Genomic DNA, 19771 nt, shown 5'->3' with positions numbered 1-19771 from the left:
GCCCGGTCGCGCGCTCCACCGTGCCGTCGGACCGGGCGTGCTGTCGGACCCCCGTGCCGGCGCGCCCGGCGGTCAGCTCTTCTTGGTCGCGGCCTTGCGTGCGGGTGCCTTGCGCGTGGTCGCGCGCTTCTTCTTCACCGGGCCGCGGGCACGCTTCTCGGCCAGCAGCTCGGCGGCGCGCTCGAGCGTCACGCTCTCGACCGCGTCCTCCTTGCGGAGGGTCGCGTTGGTCTCGCCGTCGGTCACGTACGGGCCGAACCGGCCGTCCTTGACCACCACGGGCTTCTTGCTCGCCGGGTCCTCGCCGAGCTCGCGCAGCGGGGCGGCCGCCGAGGCACCGCGCCCGCGCTTGGGCTGGGCGTAGATCGCGAGCGCCTCCTCGAGGGTGATCTCGAAGATCGCGTCCTCGCTCGGCAGGGTGCGCGAGTCCGTGCCCTTCTTGAGGTAGGGCCCGTACCGACCGTTCTGTGCGGTGATCTCGTCACCGCTCTCGGGGTCCACACCCACCACGCGCGGCAGCGAGAGCAGGCGCAGGGCCTCGTCGAGCGTCACGGTCTCGAGCTGCATCGACGACAGCAGCGACGCGGTGCGGGGCTTGGGGCGCGCGGCGAGCGCCTTCTTGCGTGCCGCCGCGCTCAGACCCTCGTCGAGCTCGGGCTCGGGCAGCAGCTCCGTGACGTAGGGGCCGAAGCGGCCCTTCTTGGCGACGATCGTCGTCCCGGTCGACGGGTCCTCGCCCAGCACGATGTCGCCCTCGGGCTGGGTGTCGAGCAGCTCGCGCGCCTTCTCGACCGTGAGCTCGTCGGGGGCGAGGTCGTCGGGCACCGAGGCGCGCTTGGCCTCGCCGCTCGCCGTCGTCGCCGACGCGTCCTCGAGGTAGGGCCCGTAGCGACCCACGCGCAACGTGATGCCGTCGCCGATCTCGATCGAGTTGACCTCGCGCGCGTCGATCTCGCCCAGGTTGGCGACGAGGTCCCGCAGGCCCTCGGCATCGGCGCCGCGCGCGGCGTCACCGAAGTAGAACTGGGTGAGCCACGCGACGCGCTCCTTGCTGCCGGCCGCGATCTGGTCGAGGTCCTCCTCCATGCCGGCCGTGAAGTCGTAGTCCACGAGCCGGTCGAAGTTCTCCTCGAGCAGCCGGGTCACGGCGAACGCGAGCCAGCTCGGCACGAGCGCCTGGCCCCGGTTGGTGACGTAGCCGCGGTCCTGGATCACCGAGATGGTGGCGGCGTAGGTCGACGGCCGGCCGATCCCGCGCTCCTCGAGCGCCTTGATGAGGCTCGCCTCGGTGAACCGCGGCGGTGGCGACGTGCGGTGACCGTCGGCGTCGAGCTCGTCCGCGGTCAGGGCGTCGCCCTCGGCCATCTGCGGCAGGCGCACCTCGCCGCCGCCCTTGCCGCCGCGCCCGCCCTGCTCGCCGTCGGCTGCGTCGTCGGCGCCCGCCTCGGCCTTCGCCCCGCCGCGTCGTCCACGCGCGGCGACCGCGGCGTCGTCGTCGGCGTAGCGGTCGACGTCGCGCCCCTCCTCGTACGCGGCCATGAACCCGCGGAAGGTGATCACGGTGCCCGACGCCGAGAAGACGGCCTGCTGGGGCGCGCCCTCGAGCTCGACGTCGGCCCCCAGGCGCACCGAGGCGGTCGACCCGCGCGCGTCGGCCATCTGCGAGGCGACCGTGCGCTTCCAGATGAGCTCGTAGAGGCGGAACTGGTCACCCGAGAGGTCGCGCGCCACCTGGGCGGGTGTGCGGAAGTGGTCACCCGCGGGGCGGATGGCCTCGTGCGCCTCCTGCGCGCCCTTGTTCTTCGAGGCGTAGACGCGCGCCTTGTCGGGCACGAACTCGGGACCGTAGAGCTCGGCGGCCTGACGGCGTGCGGCGTCCACCGCCTGCGTCGACAACGCCGGCGAGTCCGTACGCATGTACGTGATGTAGCCGTTCTCATACAGCGACTGCGCGGTGCGCATCGTCTGCCGCGAGCCCATGCGCAGCTTGCGGCTCGCCTCCTGCTGGAGGGTCGACGTGGTGAACGGCGCTGCCGGACGGCGCGTGTACGGCTTGGTCTCGAGGCTCAGCACCGTGAAGGCGGCCTCGGCCAGGCCGGTCGCGACTGCGGTGGCGCGGGCCTCGTCGAGGGCGACCGCCTCGGAGGAGCCCTTGAGCTCGCCGCGGTCGTCGAAGTCGCGGCCGCTCGCGACACGGCGCCCGCCCAGCTGGGTCAGCCGCGCCGGGAACGCGCCCTGCTCGGCCTCGCTGGACGCCGTCGTGCGCGCGAAGGTGCCCGTCACGTCCCAGTACTCGGCGGCGCGGAAGGCCATGCGCTCGCGCTCGCGCTCGACGACGAGCCGGGTCGCGACCGACTGGACGCGGCCGGCCGACAGGCCCTGGCGGACCTTGCGCCACAGCACGGGCGAGACCTCGTAGCCGTAGAGCCGGTCGAGGATGCGGCGGGTCTCCTGCGCGTCGACCAGACGCGTGTCGAGCTCGCGCGTGGACTCGAGCGCCCGGGCGATCGCCTCGCGGGTGATCTCGTGGAACACCATGCGCTTGACCGGGACCTTGGGCTTGAGCTCGGCGAGCAGGTGCCACGCGATGGCCTCGCCCTCGCGGTCCTCATCAGTCGCGAGGTAGAGCTCGTCGGACTCCTTGAGCGCGCGCTTGAGCTCGGCGACCTTCTTCTTCTTGTCCGCGTCGACCACGTAGTACGGCTCGAACCCGTTCTCGACGTCGACGGCGAACTTGCCGAACGGGCCCTTCTTCATGTCGGCAGGCAGCTCGGACGGCTGCGGCAGGTCCCGGATGTGCCCGACGGAGGCCTCAACGGTGTACCCGTCGCCGAGGTAGCCGGCGATCGTGCGCGCCTTGGCGGGCGACTCGACGATCACGAGCTTGCGACCTGCGGGCATGCGGACCTCATTCCTGGGCGTCGACGGGGGCCGTCGTTGCGGCACTCTACGGCCTCGCGTCAACCGGGTTGTGCGGGGATCCACCCGGTCCGCCCGCCCCGAGGGCCTCGCCCGGGTGGTCCACAGGGTGGTCGGCGAGCCTGCGCAGCAGCAGGAGCAGGCCGAACGCCAGGCACGTCACGGCGAGCACGCCGAGCGCCCCGCCCACGTACGCGGTCACGAGCTGGTCGGGCTGCTCGAGCGTCCCCGCCTCGACCGCCGTGAGGCCGCGACGCAGCGCGATCGCGGCACCCGCACCGGCACCCGCGCCCACCATCAGCAGCCCGACGACGACGGCGGTCACACCGTGCGCAGGGTCCTGACCCGGGGACACCCAGCCGCGACGTCCCAGCATGCTCGCGACGCCCGCCCACGCGAGCACCACGAGCACCGCCGCCACCGCGTCGCTCGGCCGGTGCCACCGCCCCACCAGCGTCGAGACGCCCGTCGCGACCGTGTAGAGGACGCCCACCACGGCCGCCGTCGGGCGCACGCGCCGCGGCACCACGAAGAGCAGCGCCGCCGCGACCGACGCGGCAGCGGTGGTGTGCCCGCTCGGCAGCGCGTTGTCGAGCGGGTCCCCCACGCCCAGGTCGGGACGCTCGAGGACCATGTGCTTGAGCACCTGGGTGGTGAGGTTCGCGCCGCCCACCAGCACGGCGACCTGCACCGCGAGCAGCACCCGCCGGCGCAGGACGGCCAGCAGCATCGCCGAGAGCAGCACGATCGTGATGAACGGCACCGAGATCACCGACAGCACCGGCTCGGCGACCAGCAGCAGGCGGCTCTGGCCACGCTCGGCCCCCACGAACGCGGCGTCGTCGAGCTGCTGGCCCGTCCTGTTGAGCACGAAGACGCGCCACACCACCACGATGCCCACGACGGAGGCGACCGTGAGCGCGAACGCCCACCGGCGCGTGCGCGCCGAGCGCACCCGCACCGCGCCGGATGCGCGCCTCACCGTCGGCTCTGCGGGGTCGCGTCGACCACCCGCGAGCGGCGGGACCGTGGGCGGCTGGGGCACGCGACCACCGTAGGCGAGCGGTCCCGCGCGACGCGACGCGAGGGCCCCGCTCCCCCATCCCGACACCGACCCCTCACAAGCACGCCCCCGTCGCGCCGCTCGTCGGCCGCTCTCGAACCGTCACCGCTACCCCCGGTCCGCCCAGGCGGTGCTCGTGACCCGTGGGGACTCCGTGACCTGTGGGACGCCACAGCGACTCCGCCCGTCACACCCGGCACAAGCACCGCACCGACGGACCGAGCAGGGACGCGGAGGCCGGGACGGGAGCCGGGGCGAGCCGGGCGGGTCAGGCGTGCGGTGCCAGCAGGAGGCCGTCGCGGACGAGGTCGCGGACCTGGGGCAGCACCTCCGCGGCGAGCTCGTCGGCACGCACGTCGAGCAGCGCCGCGATCCCGCCGACCAGCTGCCCCACGGTGAGCTCCCCGTCGCACGCCCCCACGAGCCCCGCGAGCGCGGTGCCCGCCTGCACGGTGCGGCCGAGCCCGTCACCCTGCCGCAGGAGGACCAGCGTCGGGTCGCTCGCCCCGGGGCGCAGGTGACGCTCCTCGGTCACGTCCGCCGCGACCGTGAGGCGCAGGCCCGCGAGCGCGTCGTCGTCGAGCGTGCGCAGCAGGTCGTGCGCCGTGAGCACCCGACCGAGGTGCGTGCCGAGCGGCTGGCGCACCTGACCCGTGTGTCGCTCGAGCCTGCGCATCGTGACCACCCCGTCGACGGGCCTGCGCAGCACGAGCAGCCCGAAGCCCACGGCCTCGACGTCGCGCGAGGCGAGGTCGTCGAGCCACGCCTCGTACCCGCGCGCCCACGCGGCCGGGTCGCGGTCGGCAGTGGTGCCGCCGTCGCGCAGCCAGGTCTCGGCGTACTCGGCGGGGTCGAGCACCTCGCGCTCGACCACCCAGCCGTCGAGCCCCGAGGCGTCGAGCCACGACCCCACGCGCTCGTCCCACGCCTCGCCCCGCCGGTGCTCCCAGTTGCCGAGCAGCTGGGCGACCCCGCCGGGGGCAAGCACGTCGCCCAGCCCGGTGACGAGGTCCCGCACCAGGTCGTCGCCGGACCGTCCGCCGTCGCGGTACTCGTAGAGCGGGACGTCGTCGCGGCGAGGGGTGATCACGAACGGCGGGTTCGACACCACCAGGTCGAACCGCTCCCCCACGACGGGCTCGAGCATCGAACCCTCGCGCAGCGCGACCCGGTCACCGACCCCGGCGAGCTCGAGGTTCGTGGCGGCGAAGTGCAGCGCACGCCGCGACACGTCGGTCGCGACCACGGCGTCGCTGTGACGCGAGGCGTGCAGGGCCTGCACGCCGCACCCGGTCCCCAGGTCGAGGGTGCGGCGACGCGGCGCACGGATCGTCGCGCCCGCGAGCGTGACCGAGGCGCCACCCACCCCGAGCACGTGATCGGGGCGTAGCGCCCCGCCCGTGGCGAGCTCACCGAGGTCGGACGCGAGCCACGTGTCCGTGGTCCCGTGCGCGTCGACGGCGGCATAGGGCCGCAGGTCGACGACGGCGCGCGCGAGGTCCCCCCTGTCGGCCCCGGCCGTCGTCACGAGACCCAGCGCCTGCGCACCTCCGCTGCCCAGCGTCGGCAACGCCCCGTCGAGCTCGCCCACGGTCGTGACCGCGCCGAGCACGAAGGTGCGCAGCAGGGTCGTGAGCGCCTCGGCGCCGTCCGCGGCCGCCTCGGTGGCGCGCAGCGCCGGGACCGACTGCTCGCGGTGCAGCGCGGCGGACGCGACCGGGCCGAGCAGCTCCTCGACCTCCCCGACCGTGAAGCGTGCGGACGCGACGTCGGCCCGTAGTCGCGCGAGGAGCGCCCGTCGCTCGGTCTCGTCGAGCGGCACGCCGTCGGGCAGGGCGGGCTGCGGTGCGGACCCGCTCACGGCGCGACCACCTCGACGAGCACGGGCAGGTGGTCGCTCGCGGCGCGCGCGACGTCGTCGCGGCGGACGTGGACCGTGCGCGCCTCGACGCCTGTCCCGAGCACGACGTCGATCCGGTGCCGAGGCTCGCGGGCCGGGTACGTGGGACCCGAGGTCGCCGAGAGGTCGCGCAGGTGCCGCGTGAGCGCGAGCCATGCCGCGCCGCCCGGTCGCTCGTTGAGGTCCCCCGCGACGACGAGCGGCACGTCGGTGCGCAGCGCGCGCTGGAGCCTGTCCACGTGCCGGAGCCGTTCGGCGGCGTCGAGGCCCAGGTGCACGGAGGCGACCCGCAGCCCGCGCACGTCGACCACGGCGACCCCACGCCGTGTGCGACCGAGGCGGGAGCGCAGGCGCACACCGTGCGCCCGGACCACCGGGAGCCCCGGGCGGACGAGCACGCCCGTGGTGCGCCCGCCCGGCGTCGGGACGTGCACCAGGCCCGCGTCGGCCGCGAGCCGGGCCATGCGACGGCGCCCCGTGAGGCCGCGCGTGACCTCCTGGACCGCGACGACGTCGGGCCGCGCGTCGTGCAGCACCCGCACGACGGCGTCCCGCGAGTCCCGCAGGCGACGCAGGTTCAGGCTCAGCACGCGCAGCGCGGCCGTGCCGGCAGCGGGGCCGTGGGGTGCGGGAGCCTCGGTCGCTGGACCGGACGCCGCGGGTGTGGGGGCGGGTGGCACGGCCCCATTCCACCGCGACCGGGGCCGCGCGCGCGACACGACCGCGCGAGCGCGGCCCAGAGGCCCTCCGCCGTCACGTGTTCCGACGACGCACGTCACGTGCGAGCATGACGACGTCCCGGCCCGACCGGCCCCGCACCCTTCTGGAGATGTCATGCGACTGCGCACGCACCGCGCCCTCGTCCTGCCGGCCGTGGGCAGCCTGCTGCTCCTCGGCGCCTGCTCGGCGGGCGAGACCCTCGAGCCCGACGACGAGGCGACGCCGTCGGCCGAGGCGACCGAGGAGGCGCCCGAGGCCGACGAGGACGGCGACGGCGGGACGACCGAGGCCTCGGGCGGCGCGGCGTGCCTCGAGGGCGACTGGTCCGTCGACCTCGACTCCCTGCTCGAGGCCACGCTCTCGGCCCCCGGCCTCGAGGCGCTCGAGCCCGAGATCGAGGTGACCGGGGACTCGACCGTGACGTTCGCCGACGGCACGTTCACCGCCGCGTACGACGACCAGGTCACGTCGATGAGCTGGGCGATGGAGGGCCAGGAGTTCAGCACGGTCTCGGGCTTCGACGGCGAGCTCACGGGCACCTACGAGGCGACGGACGCCGAGGTCACGCTCAGCGACCTCGACGCGTCCGGCGTCACGCTCACGAACACGACGTCCATCAACGGCGAGGAGGTCGACCTGGGCACCGACCAGGCGGTCACGGACGCGTTCTCGATGGGCGGCACGTCGACGTACGAGTGCACGGACGACGAGCTGCGGCTCACCCCGGTGGTCGAGGGCGCGGAGACGAGCGGCTTCGTGACGGTGCTGCACCGACGCTGACCCGCCCCGCGCAGGCCACGGCCCGCACAGCGGAACGGCCCGGCCCCTCGGGGGACCGGGCCGTTCGCGTGTGCGGGTCAGCCGACGAGCGAGGCCTCGTGCTCGAGCTTGCCCTCGCGGTCCACCTTGGCCGCGCGCAGCCGCGAGGCGATGACGGCGCCGAACGCGATGAGCGCGGCGACGGTCGCGATCGCGAGGCGCAGCCCGTGGTTCGCACCCTCGCCCACGCTGATCGCGACGACGGCGGGCGCGATGAGCAGGGCCACGAGGTTCATGACCTTGATCAGCGGGTTGATGGCGGGGCCCGCGGTGTCCTTGAACGGGTCGCCCACGGTGTCCCCGATGACGACGGCGGCGTGCGCCTCGGAGTTCTTGCCGCCGTAGTTGCCGTCCTCGACGATCTTCTTCGCGTTGTCCCACGTGCCACCGGCGTTCGCGAGGAACACGGCCATGAGCACGCCCGCACCGATCGATCCCGCGAGGAACCCGGCGAGCGGGCCCACACCCAGGCCGAAGCCCACGGCGATCGGCGCGAACGCGGCGAGCAGGCCCGGCGTCGCGAGCTCCCGCAGCGAGTCCCTCGTGCAGATGTCCACGACCTTCCCGTACTCGGGGCGCTCGGTGCCGTCCATGATCCCGGGGTGCTCGCGGAACTGGCGGCGCACCTCGAACACGATCGCCCCGGCCGCCCGCGTCACCGCGTCGATCGCCAGGCCCGAGAAGAGGAACACGGTGGCCCCGCCGAGGATCACGCCCACCAGCGTGATCGGCGAGATGATCTCGTAGCTCATCATCGCGGCGTCGATCCCCGAGATGGTGGCCGCCCCGACCTCCGCGAAGGCCGAGCCCACCGCGTCCGCGTAGGAGCCGAACAGCGCGGTCGCGGCGAGCACCGCGGTCGCGATCGCGATGCCCTTGGTGATGGCCTTCGTGGTGTTCCCGACGGCGTCCAGGTCCGTGAGGATCTGCGCGCCCTCCTCGGTCACGTCGCCCGACATCTCGGCGATGCCCTGCGCGTTGTCGCTCACCGGTCCGAACGTGTCCATCGCGACGATCACGCCGACCGTGGTGAGCAGGCCGCAGCCCGCGAGCGCGACCAGGAACAGCGCGAGCCAGACCGAGCCGCCCGAGATCAGGAAGACCCCGCAGATCGCCGCGGCGATGATGCCCGCGGTGTAGACGGCTGACTCGAAGCCCACCCCGATGCCCGAGAGCACGACGGTCGCGGCGCCCGTGAGCGAGGTGCGTGCCACGTGCAGCGTCGGCTTGGACGTGGTTCCGGTGAAGTAGCCGGTGACCCACAGGATCACGCCGGCGAGCACGACGCCGATCGCGACCGCGAGCGCCGCGAGCAGGCGCGGGTCGCCCGGGTGGTCGGCGATGCCGTCGGCGAAGCCGCCCTCGAGGGCCGTGAGCTCGCCGAACGTCGCCGGGAGGTAGACGAACGCGGCGACGGCCGCGAGGAGCGCCCCGACCACGGCCGAGGTGTAGAAGCCGCGGTTGATCGCCGCGAGCCCGCTCTCGGAGCCCCGCACCCGGGTGATGACCACGCCGAGGCCGGCGACGAGCGCACCGATCGCGGTGACGATGAGCGGGAAGACCATGCCCTGCTCGCCGAACGCGGCCTTGCCCAGGATGAGCGCCGCGACGAGCGTCACGGCGTAGCTCTCGAACAGGTCGGCCGCCATGCCGGCGCAGTCGCCGACGTTGTCGCCCACGTTGTCCGCGATCGTCGCCGCGTTGCGCGGGTCGTCCTCGGGGATGTTCTGCTCGACCTTGCCCACCAGGTCGGCGCCGACGTCGGCCGCCTTGGTGAAGATGCCTCCGCCCACGCGCATGAACATCGCGAGCAGGGCCGCACCGAAGCCGAAGCCCTCGAGCACGGCGGGCGCCTCGCCGCCGTAGATGAGCACCACCGACGCGGCGCCCAGCAGGCCGAGGCCGACGACGGACATGCCGACCACGCCGCCGGTGCGGAACGCGATGCGCGCGCCCGCGACGCGGCCGTCGGCCTGCGAGGCGGCGGCCGCGACGCGCAGGTTGGCGCGCGTGGCGAGCCACATGCCCAGGTAGCCGATGGCGGCCGAGAAGCCCGCCCCCAGCAGGAAGAAGATCGACCGGCCCAGCTTGACCCCGGCGTCGCCGGGCAGCAGGAACAGCAGCGCGAACACGATCACCGCGAAGAGCACCAGCGTGCGGAACATCCGGCTGAGGTACGCCTGCGCACCCTCCTGGACGGCCTGGGCGATCTCCTGCATGCGCGTCGTGCCCTCACCCGCGGCCAGCACCTGGCGGCGCAGCACGAAGGCGAAGAACAGCGAGACCACCGCGATGGCGGCGATCACGGCGACGATGGTGAGGCTCGACGTGGCGAGCGAAGGCATCCGTCCTCCTTGATGCGTAAGGCCGCAGCGGCGTCGTTGCCGTGCGGCTGCGCGACCCCCCTGATCGCGGACGGGCGCAGTCTACGTGCACGTCCCGCGCGCCCGGCCAGCCCTCTCGCGGACGTTCCCATCGCCTCCCACGCCCCCACAGCGACGCCGTCGGGCCGCATGTGACGCACGCCACACCCGACCCGACCCCAACGGTCGCCCCCGCCTCGTCGTCATCATGGTCAGGAGGGTCGACGGGACGACGTCGGCCGGGCACGGGTCTGGAGAGCCGATGGCGGCATGGGAGGAGTCCCTCGACGCGCTGGTCCGCACGCGCGGCACGGCGCTCGTGGGCTACGCCTACCTGCTGTGCGGGGACCGGCGCGAGGCCGAGGACCTGGTGCAGGACGCCCTGGTCAAGACCTATGCGCGCGGCCGCACCACCCCGCCCGAGAACGTCGAGGGCTACGTGCGCCGCGCCGTGCTCACCACCTACCTCGACGGCTTCCGCCGACGGCGGCGCTGGGCGGCCGTCCGCCATCTCGTCGCCGTCGAGGACGCGCACCCCGGCGCGGAGCCAGCGAGCGACGCCCGCGTGGACGTGCGCGCCGCACTCGGCAGCCTCTCGCCGCGCGAGCGCGCGTGCGTGGTCCTGCGCTTCTACGAGGACATGACCGTCCCCGCGATCGCCGACCAGCTCGCCGTGAGCCAGGGCGCGGTCAAGCGGTACCTGTCCGACGGCGTGCGGCGCATGGAGTCGCTGCTGGGCCCCATGCCCACCGCACACGCCACCGCGGCCGACGACGTCGAGCACGCGCAGGTCGTCACCGGAAGGGGTGCACGATGAGCTTCGACCTCGAGCACGAGCTCGCCCGCCTCGCGGGGACGGTCCACGACGACGCCGTCGCCGACCGGATGAGCGGCCAGGTGCGCACGATGGTGAGCCGCATCCGGCGGCGCCGCGCCGCCCGGCACACGGCCCAGGGGGCGATCGGCCTGGGCGCCGCGACCGCCGTCGTCGTGGGCGGGATGCAGCTGGGCGGCGGGCGGCTCACACCCCCCGCCGCACCGACGCCTGACTTGACGCGGCAGCCCCTCGAGTGCGGCGCTCCCCTGCCCGCACCGCCCGAGCAGGAGTGGGGCGTGCAGACCGAGGCCACCCTGCGCGAGGTGGTCGTCACCGACGACGGGGCGGCGGTCACGGGTGACCTGACGTTCTCGGGGTTGCCCGAGGGCGCCGAGCTGGTCGGTGTGCCGACGCTCGTCGTCACGCGGGACGGCACCGTCGTCGGGGCGTCCGGTGAGGTCGGCTCCTTCGCGGGCGCGACGACGTTCACGTTCCGGCAGATGTTGGTGTCGTGCGAGGACGGCGCGCCGCTGCCCGCGGGCGAGTACGAGCTCGAGGCGCGTCAGCTGGTCCGTGGCCCGGACGGTGAGGTGACCGAGGTGCGGCCGGGCCCGTGGGCCGTGCAGGCGCCCCGGATGGACGTGCCCGACGATGGCGCAGAGGCCGACCTCGGCGAGGCGGGCAGCGGGCGCACGGCCGAGGAGCAGGAGGCGCTCCTGACCCGCAACGAGATGCTCTCGTTCCCGCAGGAGAACCCGGACGGCCTGATGCCGCTGTGCGGCGCACCGGCGGAGCTCGGTGACGGCACCGCACCGCTCGTGCTCGACCCGCCGGACCTCGACCTGGGCGAGGCGGGCCAGACGGCGACCGGGACCGCCGTGGTCCGCACGCGCGGCGACGCGTCTGTGATCGCGAACGCGTCCGGCGCCGGCGCACGCCTGGTGCTGATGAAGGACGGGATCGTGGTGGGCTACCAGTTCCTCGACGCCGAGGACACCACCCTGCTCGACCTCGGCCCCGGCGAGGAGCGTGAGGTGCCGCTGCACCTCACGCGGCAGCTGTGCGGGACGGGTGAGGGCGGCACCGGAGCGGCGCTCCCGCTGCCGCGCGACACCTACGAGGCCGTGGTCGCGCTCGACGTGATCCTCAAGGAGGTCACCGAGCCCGGAGCCGAGCCCGACGGCTCGACGCGTCCGCTGACCGTGGTGAGCGAGCCCGTGGAGATCACGATCCGGTAGTCGGGCGCGTGCGCGCGCGGCCCGGCCCGCCGCGACCTACGCTCCCGACGTGCGCAGAGTCGAGCCGGGCCCCGGCCAGGAGTCGGTGTGGGACTACCCGCGCCCACCGCGGGTCGAGGAGAGCACCGAGCTCGTCGAGGTGGTGCTCGGCGGCACGGTCGTGGCCCGCACGACGACGTCCTGGCGCGTGCTCGAGACGAGCCACCCGCCCACGTACTACCTGCCGCGCGCGGCCTTCGTGCCCGGCGCGCTGCGGCCGGTCGAGGGCAGCACGTGATGCGAGTGGAAGGGCACCGCCGCGTACTGCGACCTCGTGGCGGGCGATGTCGTCGCGCCCCGTGCCGCCTGGACCTACCCCTCGCCCTCCCCCGGGTACGAGGTGCTCGCGGACGCGTACGCCGTCATGCCCGGAGCGGTCGACAGGTGCACGGTCGACGGCGAGATCGTCACGCCCCAGGAGGGCGGGTTCTACGGCGGCTGGATCACCCGGCGCGTCGTCGGGCCCTTCAAGGGCGGCCCCGGCACCCGCGGCTGGTAGGACGTCCGGCTCGACGCGCGCCGCCGCCGGTCTCGGGTTAGGACTGTCGGGTGACCCCGGACCAGACGCCCCCGCCCGACGCGCCCAGCACGGACCCCGGCGCGGTGCTCTTCGACATCGACGGCACGCTGGTCGACTCGAACTACCTGCACGTGCACGCATGGGTCCAGGCGTTCCACGCGGCCGGGCGACCCGTGGACGCCTGGCGGGTCCATCGCGCCATCGGGATGGGTTCGGGCCTGCTGCTCGAGGAGCTGCTCGGCGCCGACGACGCCGACCACATCGGCGCGGAGGTCAAGGAGGCGCACTCGGCGCGGTACGCCGAGCTCGGCGACCTGCAGCGCGTGCTCCCCGGGGCCAGGGAGCTGGTCGCCGCGGTGGCCGAGCGCGGGGCCCGGGCCGTCCTCGCCACGTCTGCCGGACCGGCCGAGGTCGAGCACCTGCGCGCGGCGCTCGACCTCGACGACGTGCTCACCGGGATCACCTCGGCCAGCGACGTCGAGGCCGCCAAGCCGGCACCCGACCTGGTCCGCAACGCCCTCGAGGTCGCCGACGTGCCCGCCTCGCGCGCGGTGATGGTGGGCGACACCGCGTGGGACGTCGCCGCGGCCGCGCGCGCGGGCGTCCGCTGCGTCGCCGTGCTGACGGGCGGGACGAGCGAGCACGAGCTCCTCGAGGCCGGCGCGGTCGCCGTCTACCGGGACGTCGCGGCCCTCCTCGACGGCCTCGACGACAGCCCGCTGGCCGGCACCTGGACCAGCCCCTGACCTCGCGGCCGACGCCGAGCCGCCCGAGACCACCCCAGACGAGGAGACGACCATGACCGACCAGACGACCCCGCAGGACCCGACCAGCCAGCACGGCACGCCCGAGAGCGACAACATCCCGCACCCGGGCCTCACGTCGCAGATGGACGAGAAGCCCGACCACGGCGAGGAGACCTACGAGGGCTCGGGTCGCCTCGAGGGCAAGAAGGCGATCATCACCGGCGGCGACTCCGGGATCGGTCGCGCGGTCGCGATCGCGTTCTCGCGCGAGGGCGCCGACGTGCTGATCTCGTACCTTCCCGAGGAGGAGGAGGACGCGCAGATCACCGCGGGCCACGTGCGCGACGCGGGGCGCACCGCCGTCCTCGTGCCGGGTGACATCCGCGTCGAGGCGCACTGCCAGGACATCGTCGACACCGCGGTGCGTGAGCTCGGCGGCGTCGACGTGCTCGTCAACAACGCCGCGTACCAGATGGCCCAGCCCGGCGGGATCTTCGACATCACCACCGAGCAGCTCGACCGCGTGATGAAGACCAACATCTACGCGCTCTTCTGGCTGACCAAGGCGGCGCTGGCCCACATGAAGGAGGGCGGCTCGATCATCAACGTGTCGTCCATCCAGGGCTACCAGCCGAGCCCGCAGCTGCTCGACTACGCGACCTCGAAGGCCGGGATCATCAACTTCACGCGCGGCCTCGCGCAGCAGCTCGGCGAGCGCGGCATCCGGGTCAACACCGTGGCACCCGGGCCGATCTGGACCCCGCTCATCCCGGCCACGATGCCCGAGGGCAAGGTCGAGCAGTTCGGCGAGGACACGCCGGAGGGCCGTCCGGGCCAGCCCGCCGAGCTCGCCCCGGCGTTCGTGTTCTTCGCGAGCCAGGAGTCGAGCTACACCACCGGCCAGCGCCTCGGCGTGGCCGGCGGGAAGATGATGCCCTGACCCCACGCTCACGCTCGCACGCGGTCGGCCGGGCCCCGGACACAACGTTTCCGGGCGCCCGGCCGTTTGTGTGAGTGAGGGCCGCACCACCCGGGTGCCCGCCCCGGACAGGGGGACCGATGGACGCGCGGGTGCGGCGGCGCCGGGCCGACGAGGCCATGACCACGCTGGCTCGCGAGCGCGGCAAGGCGCTCACCGGGTACGCGTACCTGCTCACGGGGGACCTGCTCGACGCCGAGGACCTGGTCCAGGACGCCCTCGTGAAGGTCTTCGTGCGGCCGCGCACCTTCGAGGCGGGCGCCGCCGAGGCGTACGTGCGCCGCGCGATCCTCACGCTCTACATCGACGGCTACCGCCGACGGCGGCACTGGCTCGAGCTGCGGCACCTGCTCGCCCGGGCGGACCGGCACGACGGCCACGAGGACGGCGCCACGCGGCGCGTGGACGTGCAGGTGGCGCTCGCGTCGCTGCCGCCCCAGCAGCGCGCGTGCGTGGTGCTGCGGTTCTACGACGACCTCACCGTGCCCGAGATCGCCGAGCGGCTGGGGCTCGCGGACGGCACCGTCAAGCGCTACCTCAACGTCGCCGTGCACCGCATGGAGGCACTGCTGGGTCCCGTGACCCCCATGACCCCGACCGAGGTCGTCACCGTCGAAGGAGCTCGTCCATGAGGATCGACCTGGAGCGCGCGCTCGAGGACATCGCCGGCGCGGCCGGCCGCGAGGCCGACGCCGTCCCGGTGGAGCGCGTGCTGACGCGTCTGCACCGCCGTCGTGCCGCGCGCACCACCATGACCTCGGCCGTCGGGGTCGCCGCCGCGGGGTCGGTGGCCGTGGGCGCGAACGCGCTGCTCACAGCCCCCACGCCGCCCGCGGGACCGGCGACGGCGCCTGCGCCCACCGCGTCGCCCGCACCGTCGGCCGACGCCCTGCCGGCCCCCGCGACCGACCTCGTGCCGGGCTGGGTCCCGGGCGAGGCACCGTGCGGTGAGCCCTTCGCCCTCACACCCACCGACGGACCACGGGTCGAGCTCACCGGCCAGGTGCTGCACGGGGGCCCGGATGCCAACGACCTGTTCACGCCCGGGCTCGGCGAGTCGTGGGCACTGATCGACGTCACGGCCGTGCCCGAGGTGCCCGGCCAGGCGCTCGACACCGAGGGCGCGCCGACGACCGGTCAGCACACGTTCCTCGTGGACGACGCGGGCACGGTGGCGCTGTGGGACGAGCCGACCGACGAGCCGCCGATCCCGCTCAAGGACGGCACGGGCACCAACCTCGCGGGCGTGCGCGACGCCGTCGACTGCCGCACCGGGCAGCCGCTCGCGGGCGAGTACCGGGTCTTCGCGGTGCACGGGCCGGGCGAGCAGCCGTGGGTGGCCGGCGACCCGGGTGCCGACGCCGAGGTGACCGAGCTCGCGCCGGTGGTGCTGGGCGTGGGGGCCGAGCAGCACGACCCGTGGGCGGTCCCGGCCGGCGCGCCGGTCTGCGGCGAGAAGCTGGACGACGTGCTCGCGCGGATCGGTGAGCCGGCGCTGCGGGCCGAGCTGGACCCGGCCGCGGTCGCGAGCACGAGCGAGGCCGGGGTGGCCGCGCCGGTCACGCTCACGGCCACCGGCGACCGGGTGGTCGCCTCCGCGCCCCAGCACCTGCGCGCCTTCCTCGTGGACGACGACGGGGCGGTGGTGACCGGTGTGGCACGCCAGGGCTACGCGTCCCCCGAGACGATCGACACCGCGCAGGGCCCGTTCCCGGCCGAGGTGTGGCAGTGGTGGGACGGCTGCCAACGGTTCGACGGCGGGGCCCGGACGGTCGACGGCGTCCCCATCACCGTGGGGAGCACGTACGACCTCTACGTCTGGGACGTCGTCGACGTGCGCACGGACGACGGCGGGACGCGCCCCGGCACGGTGCTGGGCGGCCCCTGGGCCACCACGATCGCCCCCTGGTGACCCCTCGCGGCTGAGCAGCCCCGCCCCCGCAGGGGGAGGGCGGGGGTGCACGGCCTGGCCCCATGGGGGCCGCGCGGCCTACTCGTGCGCGAGGGCCTCGTCGAGCGTGGTGTGGATCGTGAACACCTGCGTGAGTGCGGTGATGCGGAAGACCTTGAGGATCTTCTCCTGGTCGATCACGAGGCGGAGGTCGCCACCGAGGGTGCGCACCTTCTTGAGCGCGCCCACGAGCACGCCGAGGCCGGTCGAGTCCATGAAGCTCACGGCCGTGAGGTCCACCACCAGGTCGGTGTTCTCGTTGTCGATGAGCGAGGTCAGCTCCTCGCGCAGCGCGGGCGCGGTGTAGACGTCGATCTCGCCCGTGACGTCGACCACCGTTCGGTCGCCGCTCGCACGGCTCGTGACGGACACGTCCACACCGGCCTCCTCTAGCCACCTGCTCGGAACCCTCATTGAACCAAAGACCGCGGACATCGGCGGCGCGAACCGCCCGGGCACGGCACCCCGAATGCTGCCACGGGTCCCGCCCCGGGCCGTCGTCCGTCCACGGTGCGAGGATCGGGGGCGTGGACGGGACGGGTGCGGCACTGCTCGACGTGCTGCTCGCCGGAGGGCGCCGCGCCGACCGGCTGACGCACGTCGAGCACCTCCCCGCCCGCCCCGGGCGAGCCGCGCCGTGGCCCGCGTGGGCCGACGCCGACGTGGTCGCCGGGTACCGGGCGCGCGGCGTGGCCGAGCCGTGGGTGCACCAGGTCGAGGCCGCCGAGGCCATCCGCGCGGGCAGGCACACCGTCCTCGCGACCTCGACGGGATCGGGCAAGTCCCTCGCGTTCTGGCTCCCGGCGTTGACCGCGGTGCGTGCGGGAGCCCCCCAGGGGGACGACGCGCCCGCGATCGCCGCCGTCCGGCGGCCGTCCGTGCTGTACCTCAGCCCGACGAAGGCGCTCGCGGCCGACCAGCTCGCGGGGCTCGAGCGTCTCCTCGCGGACGCAGGCGTCCGCGACGTGCGCCCGGCCACGTGCGACGGGGACACGAGCACGACCGAGCGCGGATGGATCCAGGACCACGCCGACGTCGTTCTCACCAACCCGGACTTCCTGCACTTCTCGCTCCTGCCCGGTCACCACCGATGGGCTCGCCTGCTGCGCTCCCTGCACCTCGTGGTGCTCGACGAGTCCCACGCGTTCCGGGGGGTCTTCGGTGCGCACGTGGCCGCCGTGCTCCGCCGCCTCCGTCGGGTCGCGACCCACCACGGGGCCGCACCGACGTTCGTCCTGGCGTCCGCGACCACGGCCCAGCCCGCGACGTCGGCGGCCCGCCTGCTCGGCGTGCCCGAGGACGACGTCGTCGCGGTGACCGAGGACGGCTCGCCGCAGGGCCGCAAGGCCTTCGCGCTGTGGCAGCCCCCCGAGCTGGCGGGGGCGACACCGCCGGCGCCCGACGACGACCCGCACGCCGAGACGACCGACGGCCCCGAGGCACCGACAGCCCCGGCGCACCGCACCGCGACGGCCGAGGTGGCCGACCTGCTCGCCGACCTCGTGGTCGCGGGGGCCCGGACGCTGGCCTTCACGCGCTCGCGGCGCGGAGCCGAGTCCGTCGCCGACCAGGTGCGGCGCCACCTCGAGCAGGTGCGACCCGGCCTCGGCGCACACGTGGCCGCCTACCGCGGCGGCTACCTGCCCGAGGAGCGTCGGGCGCTCGAGCAGGGCATCCGCACCGGCGAGCTGCGTGCGCTCGCGACGACCAACGCGCTCGAGCTGGGCGTCGACATCTCCGGTCTCGACGCGGTGCTCGTCGCCGGATGGCCGGGCACGCGCGTCTCGCTGTGGCAGCAGGCGGGCCGGGCCGGGCGCGCGGGCGCCGACGGCCTGGTGGTGCTCGTCGGGCGTGAGGACCCGCTCGACACCTACCTGGTCCACCATCCGGAGGCGATCTTCGCGACGCCGGTCGAGGCGACCGTCTTCGACCCCTCGAACCCCTACGTGCTGGGCCCGCACCTGTGCGCGGCCGCGCAGGAGGTCCCGCTGCGCACGCAGGACCTCGAGCTCTTCGGCCCCGGCACCGAGGACCTGCTCGGCACGCTCGTGGACCGCGGCGCCCTGCGGCGCCGCAGCTCGGGCTGGTACTGGACGCACGACCAGCCCGCGACCCGTCTGACGGACCTGCGTGGAGCCGGCGGCGACCCTGTGCGCGTGGTCGAGCGCACCACGGGACGCCTGCTGGGCACGGTCGACGCCGGTGCCGCGGACTCGACCGTGCACCCGGGGGCGGTCTACGTGCACCAGGGCGCGACCTTCGTGGTCGCCGACCTCGACCTCGAGGGCTCGGTCGCGCTCGTCGACCCGCGGCCCGTCGACTACGGCACGTGGTCGCGCTGGGTCACCTCGATCGACGTGCTCGGCGTGCGCGCCGAGCGCCGCACCGGGCCCGTCACGTGGGGGTTCGGTCCCGTCGAGGTGACCCATCAGACGGTGGGCTACCAGCGACGCCGGCTCCCCGAGATGACCGTCGTGGGCGCCGAGGTGCTCGACCTGCCCGCGCGCTCCCTGCGGACCACCGCGGTGTGGTGGACCGCTCCCGAGGACCTGCTCGCCGAGGCCGGTCTCGCCGACGGCGACGTCCCCGGCTCGCTGCACGCGGCAGAGCACGCCGCGATCGGGCTCCTCCCCCTGCTCGCGACGTGCGACCGGTGGGACCTGGGCGGTGTCTCGACCGCGCTGCACCACGACACCGGGACGGCGACGGTCTTCGTCCACGACGCCTACCCCGGCGGCGCCGGGTTCGCCGAGCGCGGCTTCGACCTGGGTGCACGGTGGCTGCGCGCGACGCGCGACGCCATCGAGGGTTGCGGCTGCGGCTCGGGCTGTCCGGCGTGCGTCCAGTCGCCCAAGTGCGGCAACGGCAACTCCCCGCTCGACAAGGACGGCGCCCTGCGCCTGCTCGACGCGGTGCTCGCGCACGAGGGCTGAGGGTGGCGCGGCCCGGTCGCGCGCCGATGCCGGCCCCGCGCGGGCACGCGCCCGGGCGGGGCCGAGGGCGCTGCGACGTGCCGTCGTGACGGTGACGACGGCCCCGTCCACCGCACAGCCCACCGGCTCGGCCCCGTTGCGGCGCACGACCTCCTCGGCCAGCACGCACGCCTCGGTCGCGGCACCGGAACCGTCGGCGGCCCGCAGCCCGGGCGGGAGCGCGAGCGTCTGCGCGCCCGCGAGCGCGCCCAGGTCGGCGGCGGCCTGCGCGACGCCGCGCGCATGCTGGGCCCCGGCGAGCGCACCGATCCCCAGCGCGAGCACGACGACCACCGCCACCAGGCCGAGCACCAGCACCGTGCCGGCGCCCCGGTCGCGCGGATCGGGGCCGGTGCTCACGGTTCGCGCCAGGCGGTCGCTCGGCCCCTGGCCTCGAGAGCACCCGCGAACCACGACCCGACCACGGGTGCCGAGACCTCGACCACCACCCAGGCGCCGTCGGGCCGGACGGCGACGGCCGCATCGTCGCCTCCCACGCGCCGGGCGGCCGCCACGATCTCGTCAGGTGCCTCGCCTGCCGCCGCGGCGCGTGCCCCGGCGCGAGCGGCGTCCGCGCAGCGAAGGTGCGCGACCGCCGCCTGGGCGGTCGCGAGCAGGGCCGCCAGCACGAGCACGACGGCGGGCAGGGCCCCCACCATCTCGCCGAGCGGCTCACCGGCCGCCGTCCGCCCCCGCGCCCGCAGGACGTCCAGGTCCTCCGCCGC

The 19771-nt window shown here is 74.8% G+C and carries 15 protein-coding genes and 1 pseudogene; 9 read left to right on the top strand and 7 right to left on the bottom strand.

Annotated elements, in window-relative coordinates; genetic code table 11:
* Window positions 1-72: 72 nt before the first annotated feature.
* The 4 genes from topA to GXB85_RS14535 form a co-directional block, all read right to left on the bottom strand.
* Complete coding sequence (gene topA, locus GXB85_RS14550; protein ID WP_161918386.1) at window positions 73-2901, bottom strand: type I DNA topoisomerase; 2829 nt, start codon at window positions 2899-2901, stop codon at window positions 73-75.
* 46 nt (window positions 2902-2947) lie between these two features.
* Window positions 2948-3964: a phosphatase PAP2 family protein gene (locus GXB85_RS18945; RefSeq protein ID WP_161918385.1), complete on the bottom strand. Its 1017-nt coding sequence runs from the start codon at window positions 3962-3964 to the stop codon at window positions 2948-2950.
* Between the two features lie 286 nt (window positions 3965-4250).
* Complete coding sequence (locus GXB85_RS14540) at window positions 4251-5804, bottom strand: methyltransferase (protein WP_161918420.1); 1554 nt, start codon at window positions 5802-5804, stop codon at window positions 4251-4253.
* A gap of 35 nt (window positions 5805-5839) precedes the next feature.
* Window positions 5840-6562, bottom strand: a complete 723-nt coding sequence (locus GXB85_RS14535) for an endonuclease/exonuclease/phosphatase family protein (RefSeq protein ID WP_202628012.1) — start codon at window positions 6560-6562, stop codon at window positions 5840-5842.
* Between the two features lie 154 nt (window positions 6563-6716).
* On the opposite strand from GXB85_RS14535, the gene GXB85_RS14530 reads away from it, so the two are divergent.
* On the top strand, window positions 6717-7382 hold the full coding sequence (locus GXB85_RS14530) for a hypothetical protein (protein ID WP_161918383.1): 666 nt from the start codon (window positions 6717-6719) through the stop codon (window positions 7380-7382).
* A 77-nt stretch (window positions 7383-7459) separates the two neighbouring features.
* Here GXB85_RS14530 and GXB85_RS14525 read toward each other — a convergent pair whose 3' ends face one another.
* Window positions 7460-9766 carry a sodium-translocating pyrophosphatase gene (locus GXB85_RS14525; protein WP_161918382.1) on the bottom strand — a complete coding sequence of 769 codons (2307 nt, stop codon included), beginning with the start codon at window positions 9764-9766 and terminating at the stop codon, window positions 7460-7462.
* A 280-nt stretch (window positions 9767-10046) separates the two neighbouring features.
* Here GXB85_RS14525 and GXB85_RS14520 point away from each other — a divergent pair, with 280 nt between their 5' ends.
* From GXB85_RS14520 to GXB85_RS14490, 7 genes and pseudogenes are all read left to right on the top strand, one after another.
* Entirely contained in the window at window positions 10047-10601 is a 555-nt protein-coding gene (locus tag GXB85_RS14520; RefSeq protein WP_161918381.1) for a sigma-70 family RNA polymerase sigma factor, read from the top strand.
* On the top strand, window positions 10598-11839 hold the full coding sequence (locus GXB85_RS14515; protein WP_161918380.1) for a hypothetical protein: 1242 nt from the start codon (window positions 10598-10600) through the stop codon (window positions 11837-11839). The genes GXB85_RS14520 and GXB85_RS14515 overlap by 4 nt, the downstream gene beginning before the upstream one ends.
* A gap of 49 nt (window positions 11840-11888) precedes the next feature.
* Window positions 11889-12377: pseudogene (locus tag GXB85_RS14510) on the top strand (DUF427 domain-containing protein).
* A 50-nt stretch (window positions 12378-12427) separates the two neighbouring features.
* Window positions 12428-13144, top strand: coding sequence for an HAD family hydrolase (locus GXB85_RS14505; RefSeq protein WP_161918379.1), 717 nt, complete (start codon window positions 12428-12430; stop codon window positions 13142-13144).
* Between the two features lie 52 nt (window positions 13145-13196).
* Window positions 13197-14084, top strand: a complete 888-nt coding sequence (locus GXB85_RS14500; RefSeq protein ID WP_161918378.1) for an SDR family oxidoreductase — start codon at window positions 13197-13199, stop codon at window positions 14082-14084.
* 158 nt (window positions 14085-14242) lie between these two features.
* Window positions 14243-14755, top strand: coding sequence for a sigma-70 family RNA polymerase sigma factor (locus GXB85_RS14495; protein WP_237728284.1), 513 nt, complete (start codon window positions 14243-14245; stop codon window positions 14753-14755).
* Window positions 14752-16035: a hypothetical protein gene (locus GXB85_RS14490; RefSeq protein ID WP_161918376.1), complete on the top strand. Its 1284-nt coding sequence runs from the start codon at window positions 14752-14754 to the stop codon at window positions 16033-16035. Before GXB85_RS14495 ends, GXB85_RS14490 begins: the two co-directional genes overlap by 4 nt.
* Window positions 16036-16113: 78 nt before the next feature.
* On the opposite strand, the gene GXB85_RS14485 is transcribed toward GXB85_RS14490, so the two are convergent.
* On the bottom strand, window positions 16114-16452 hold the full coding sequence (locus GXB85_RS14485) for an STAS domain-containing protein (protein ID WP_161918375.1): 339 nt from the start codon (window positions 16450-16452) through the stop codon (window positions 16114-16116).
* A 149-nt stretch (window positions 16453-16601) separates the two neighbouring features.
* On the opposite strand from GXB85_RS14485, the gene GXB85_RS14480 reads away from it, so the two are divergent.
* The gene (locus GXB85_RS14480) at window positions 16602-19007 is read left to right on the top strand and encodes a DEAD/DEAH box helicase (RefSeq protein ID WP_370524262.1); all 2406 of its coding nucleotides are present in this window, start codon (window positions 16602-16604) and stop codon (window positions 19005-19007) included.
* Between the two features lie 395 nt (window positions 19008-19402).
* Here the strand turns inward: GXB85_RS14480 and GXB85_RS14475 are convergent.
* A partial coding sequence (locus tag GXB85_RS14475; protein WP_370524261.1) for a TadE family type IV pilus minor pilin occupies window positions 19403-19771 on the bottom strand: 369 nt, incomplete at its 5' end.

The organism is Cellulomonas sp. APG4 (genome assembly GCF_009996735.1).
GTDB lineage: Bacteria > Actinomycetota > Actinomycetes > Actinomycetales > Cellulomonadaceae > Actinotalea.
Note: the sequence above shows the minus strand (reverse complement) of the source record. Positions and strands in the feature narration are given on the sequence as shown.

What these genes read in the sequence shown, in the direction of transcription:
- GXB85_RS14525 (WP_161918382.1), bottom strand. Translation starts at nt 9,766, where the DNA reads ATGCCTTCGCTCGCCACGTCGAGCCTCACCATCGTCGCCGTGATCGCC.
- GXB85_RS14495 (WP_237728284.1), top strand. Translation starts at nt 14,243, where the DNA reads ATGACCACGCTGGCTCGCGAGCGCGGCAAGGCGCTCACCGGGTACGCG.
- topA (WP_161918386.1), bottom strand. Translation starts at nt 2,901, where the DNA reads ATGCCCGCAGGTCGCAAGCTCGTGATCGTCGAGTCGCCCGCCAAGGCG.
- GXB85_RS14515 (WP_161918380.1), top strand. Translation starts at nt 10,598, where the DNA reads ATGAGCTTCGACCTCGAGCACGAGCTCGCCCGCCTCGCGGGGACGGTC.
- GXB85_RS14500 (WP_161918378.1), top strand. Translation starts at nt 13,197, where the DNA reads ATGACCGACCAGACGACCCCGCAGGACCCGACCAGCCAGCACGGCACG.
- GXB85_RS14530 (WP_161918383.1), top strand. Translation starts at nt 6,717, where the DNA reads ATGCGACTGCGCACGCACCGCGCCCTCGTCCTGCCGGCCGTGGGCAGC.
- GXB85_RS14520 (WP_161918381.1), top strand. Translation starts at nt 10,047, where the DNA reads ATGGCGGCATGGGAGGAGTCCCTCGACGCGCTGGTCCGCACGCGCGGC.
- GXB85_RS14490 (WP_161918376.1), top strand. Translation starts at nt 14,752, where the DNA reads ATGAGGATCGACCTGGAGCGCGCGCTCGAGGACATCGCCGGCGCGGCC.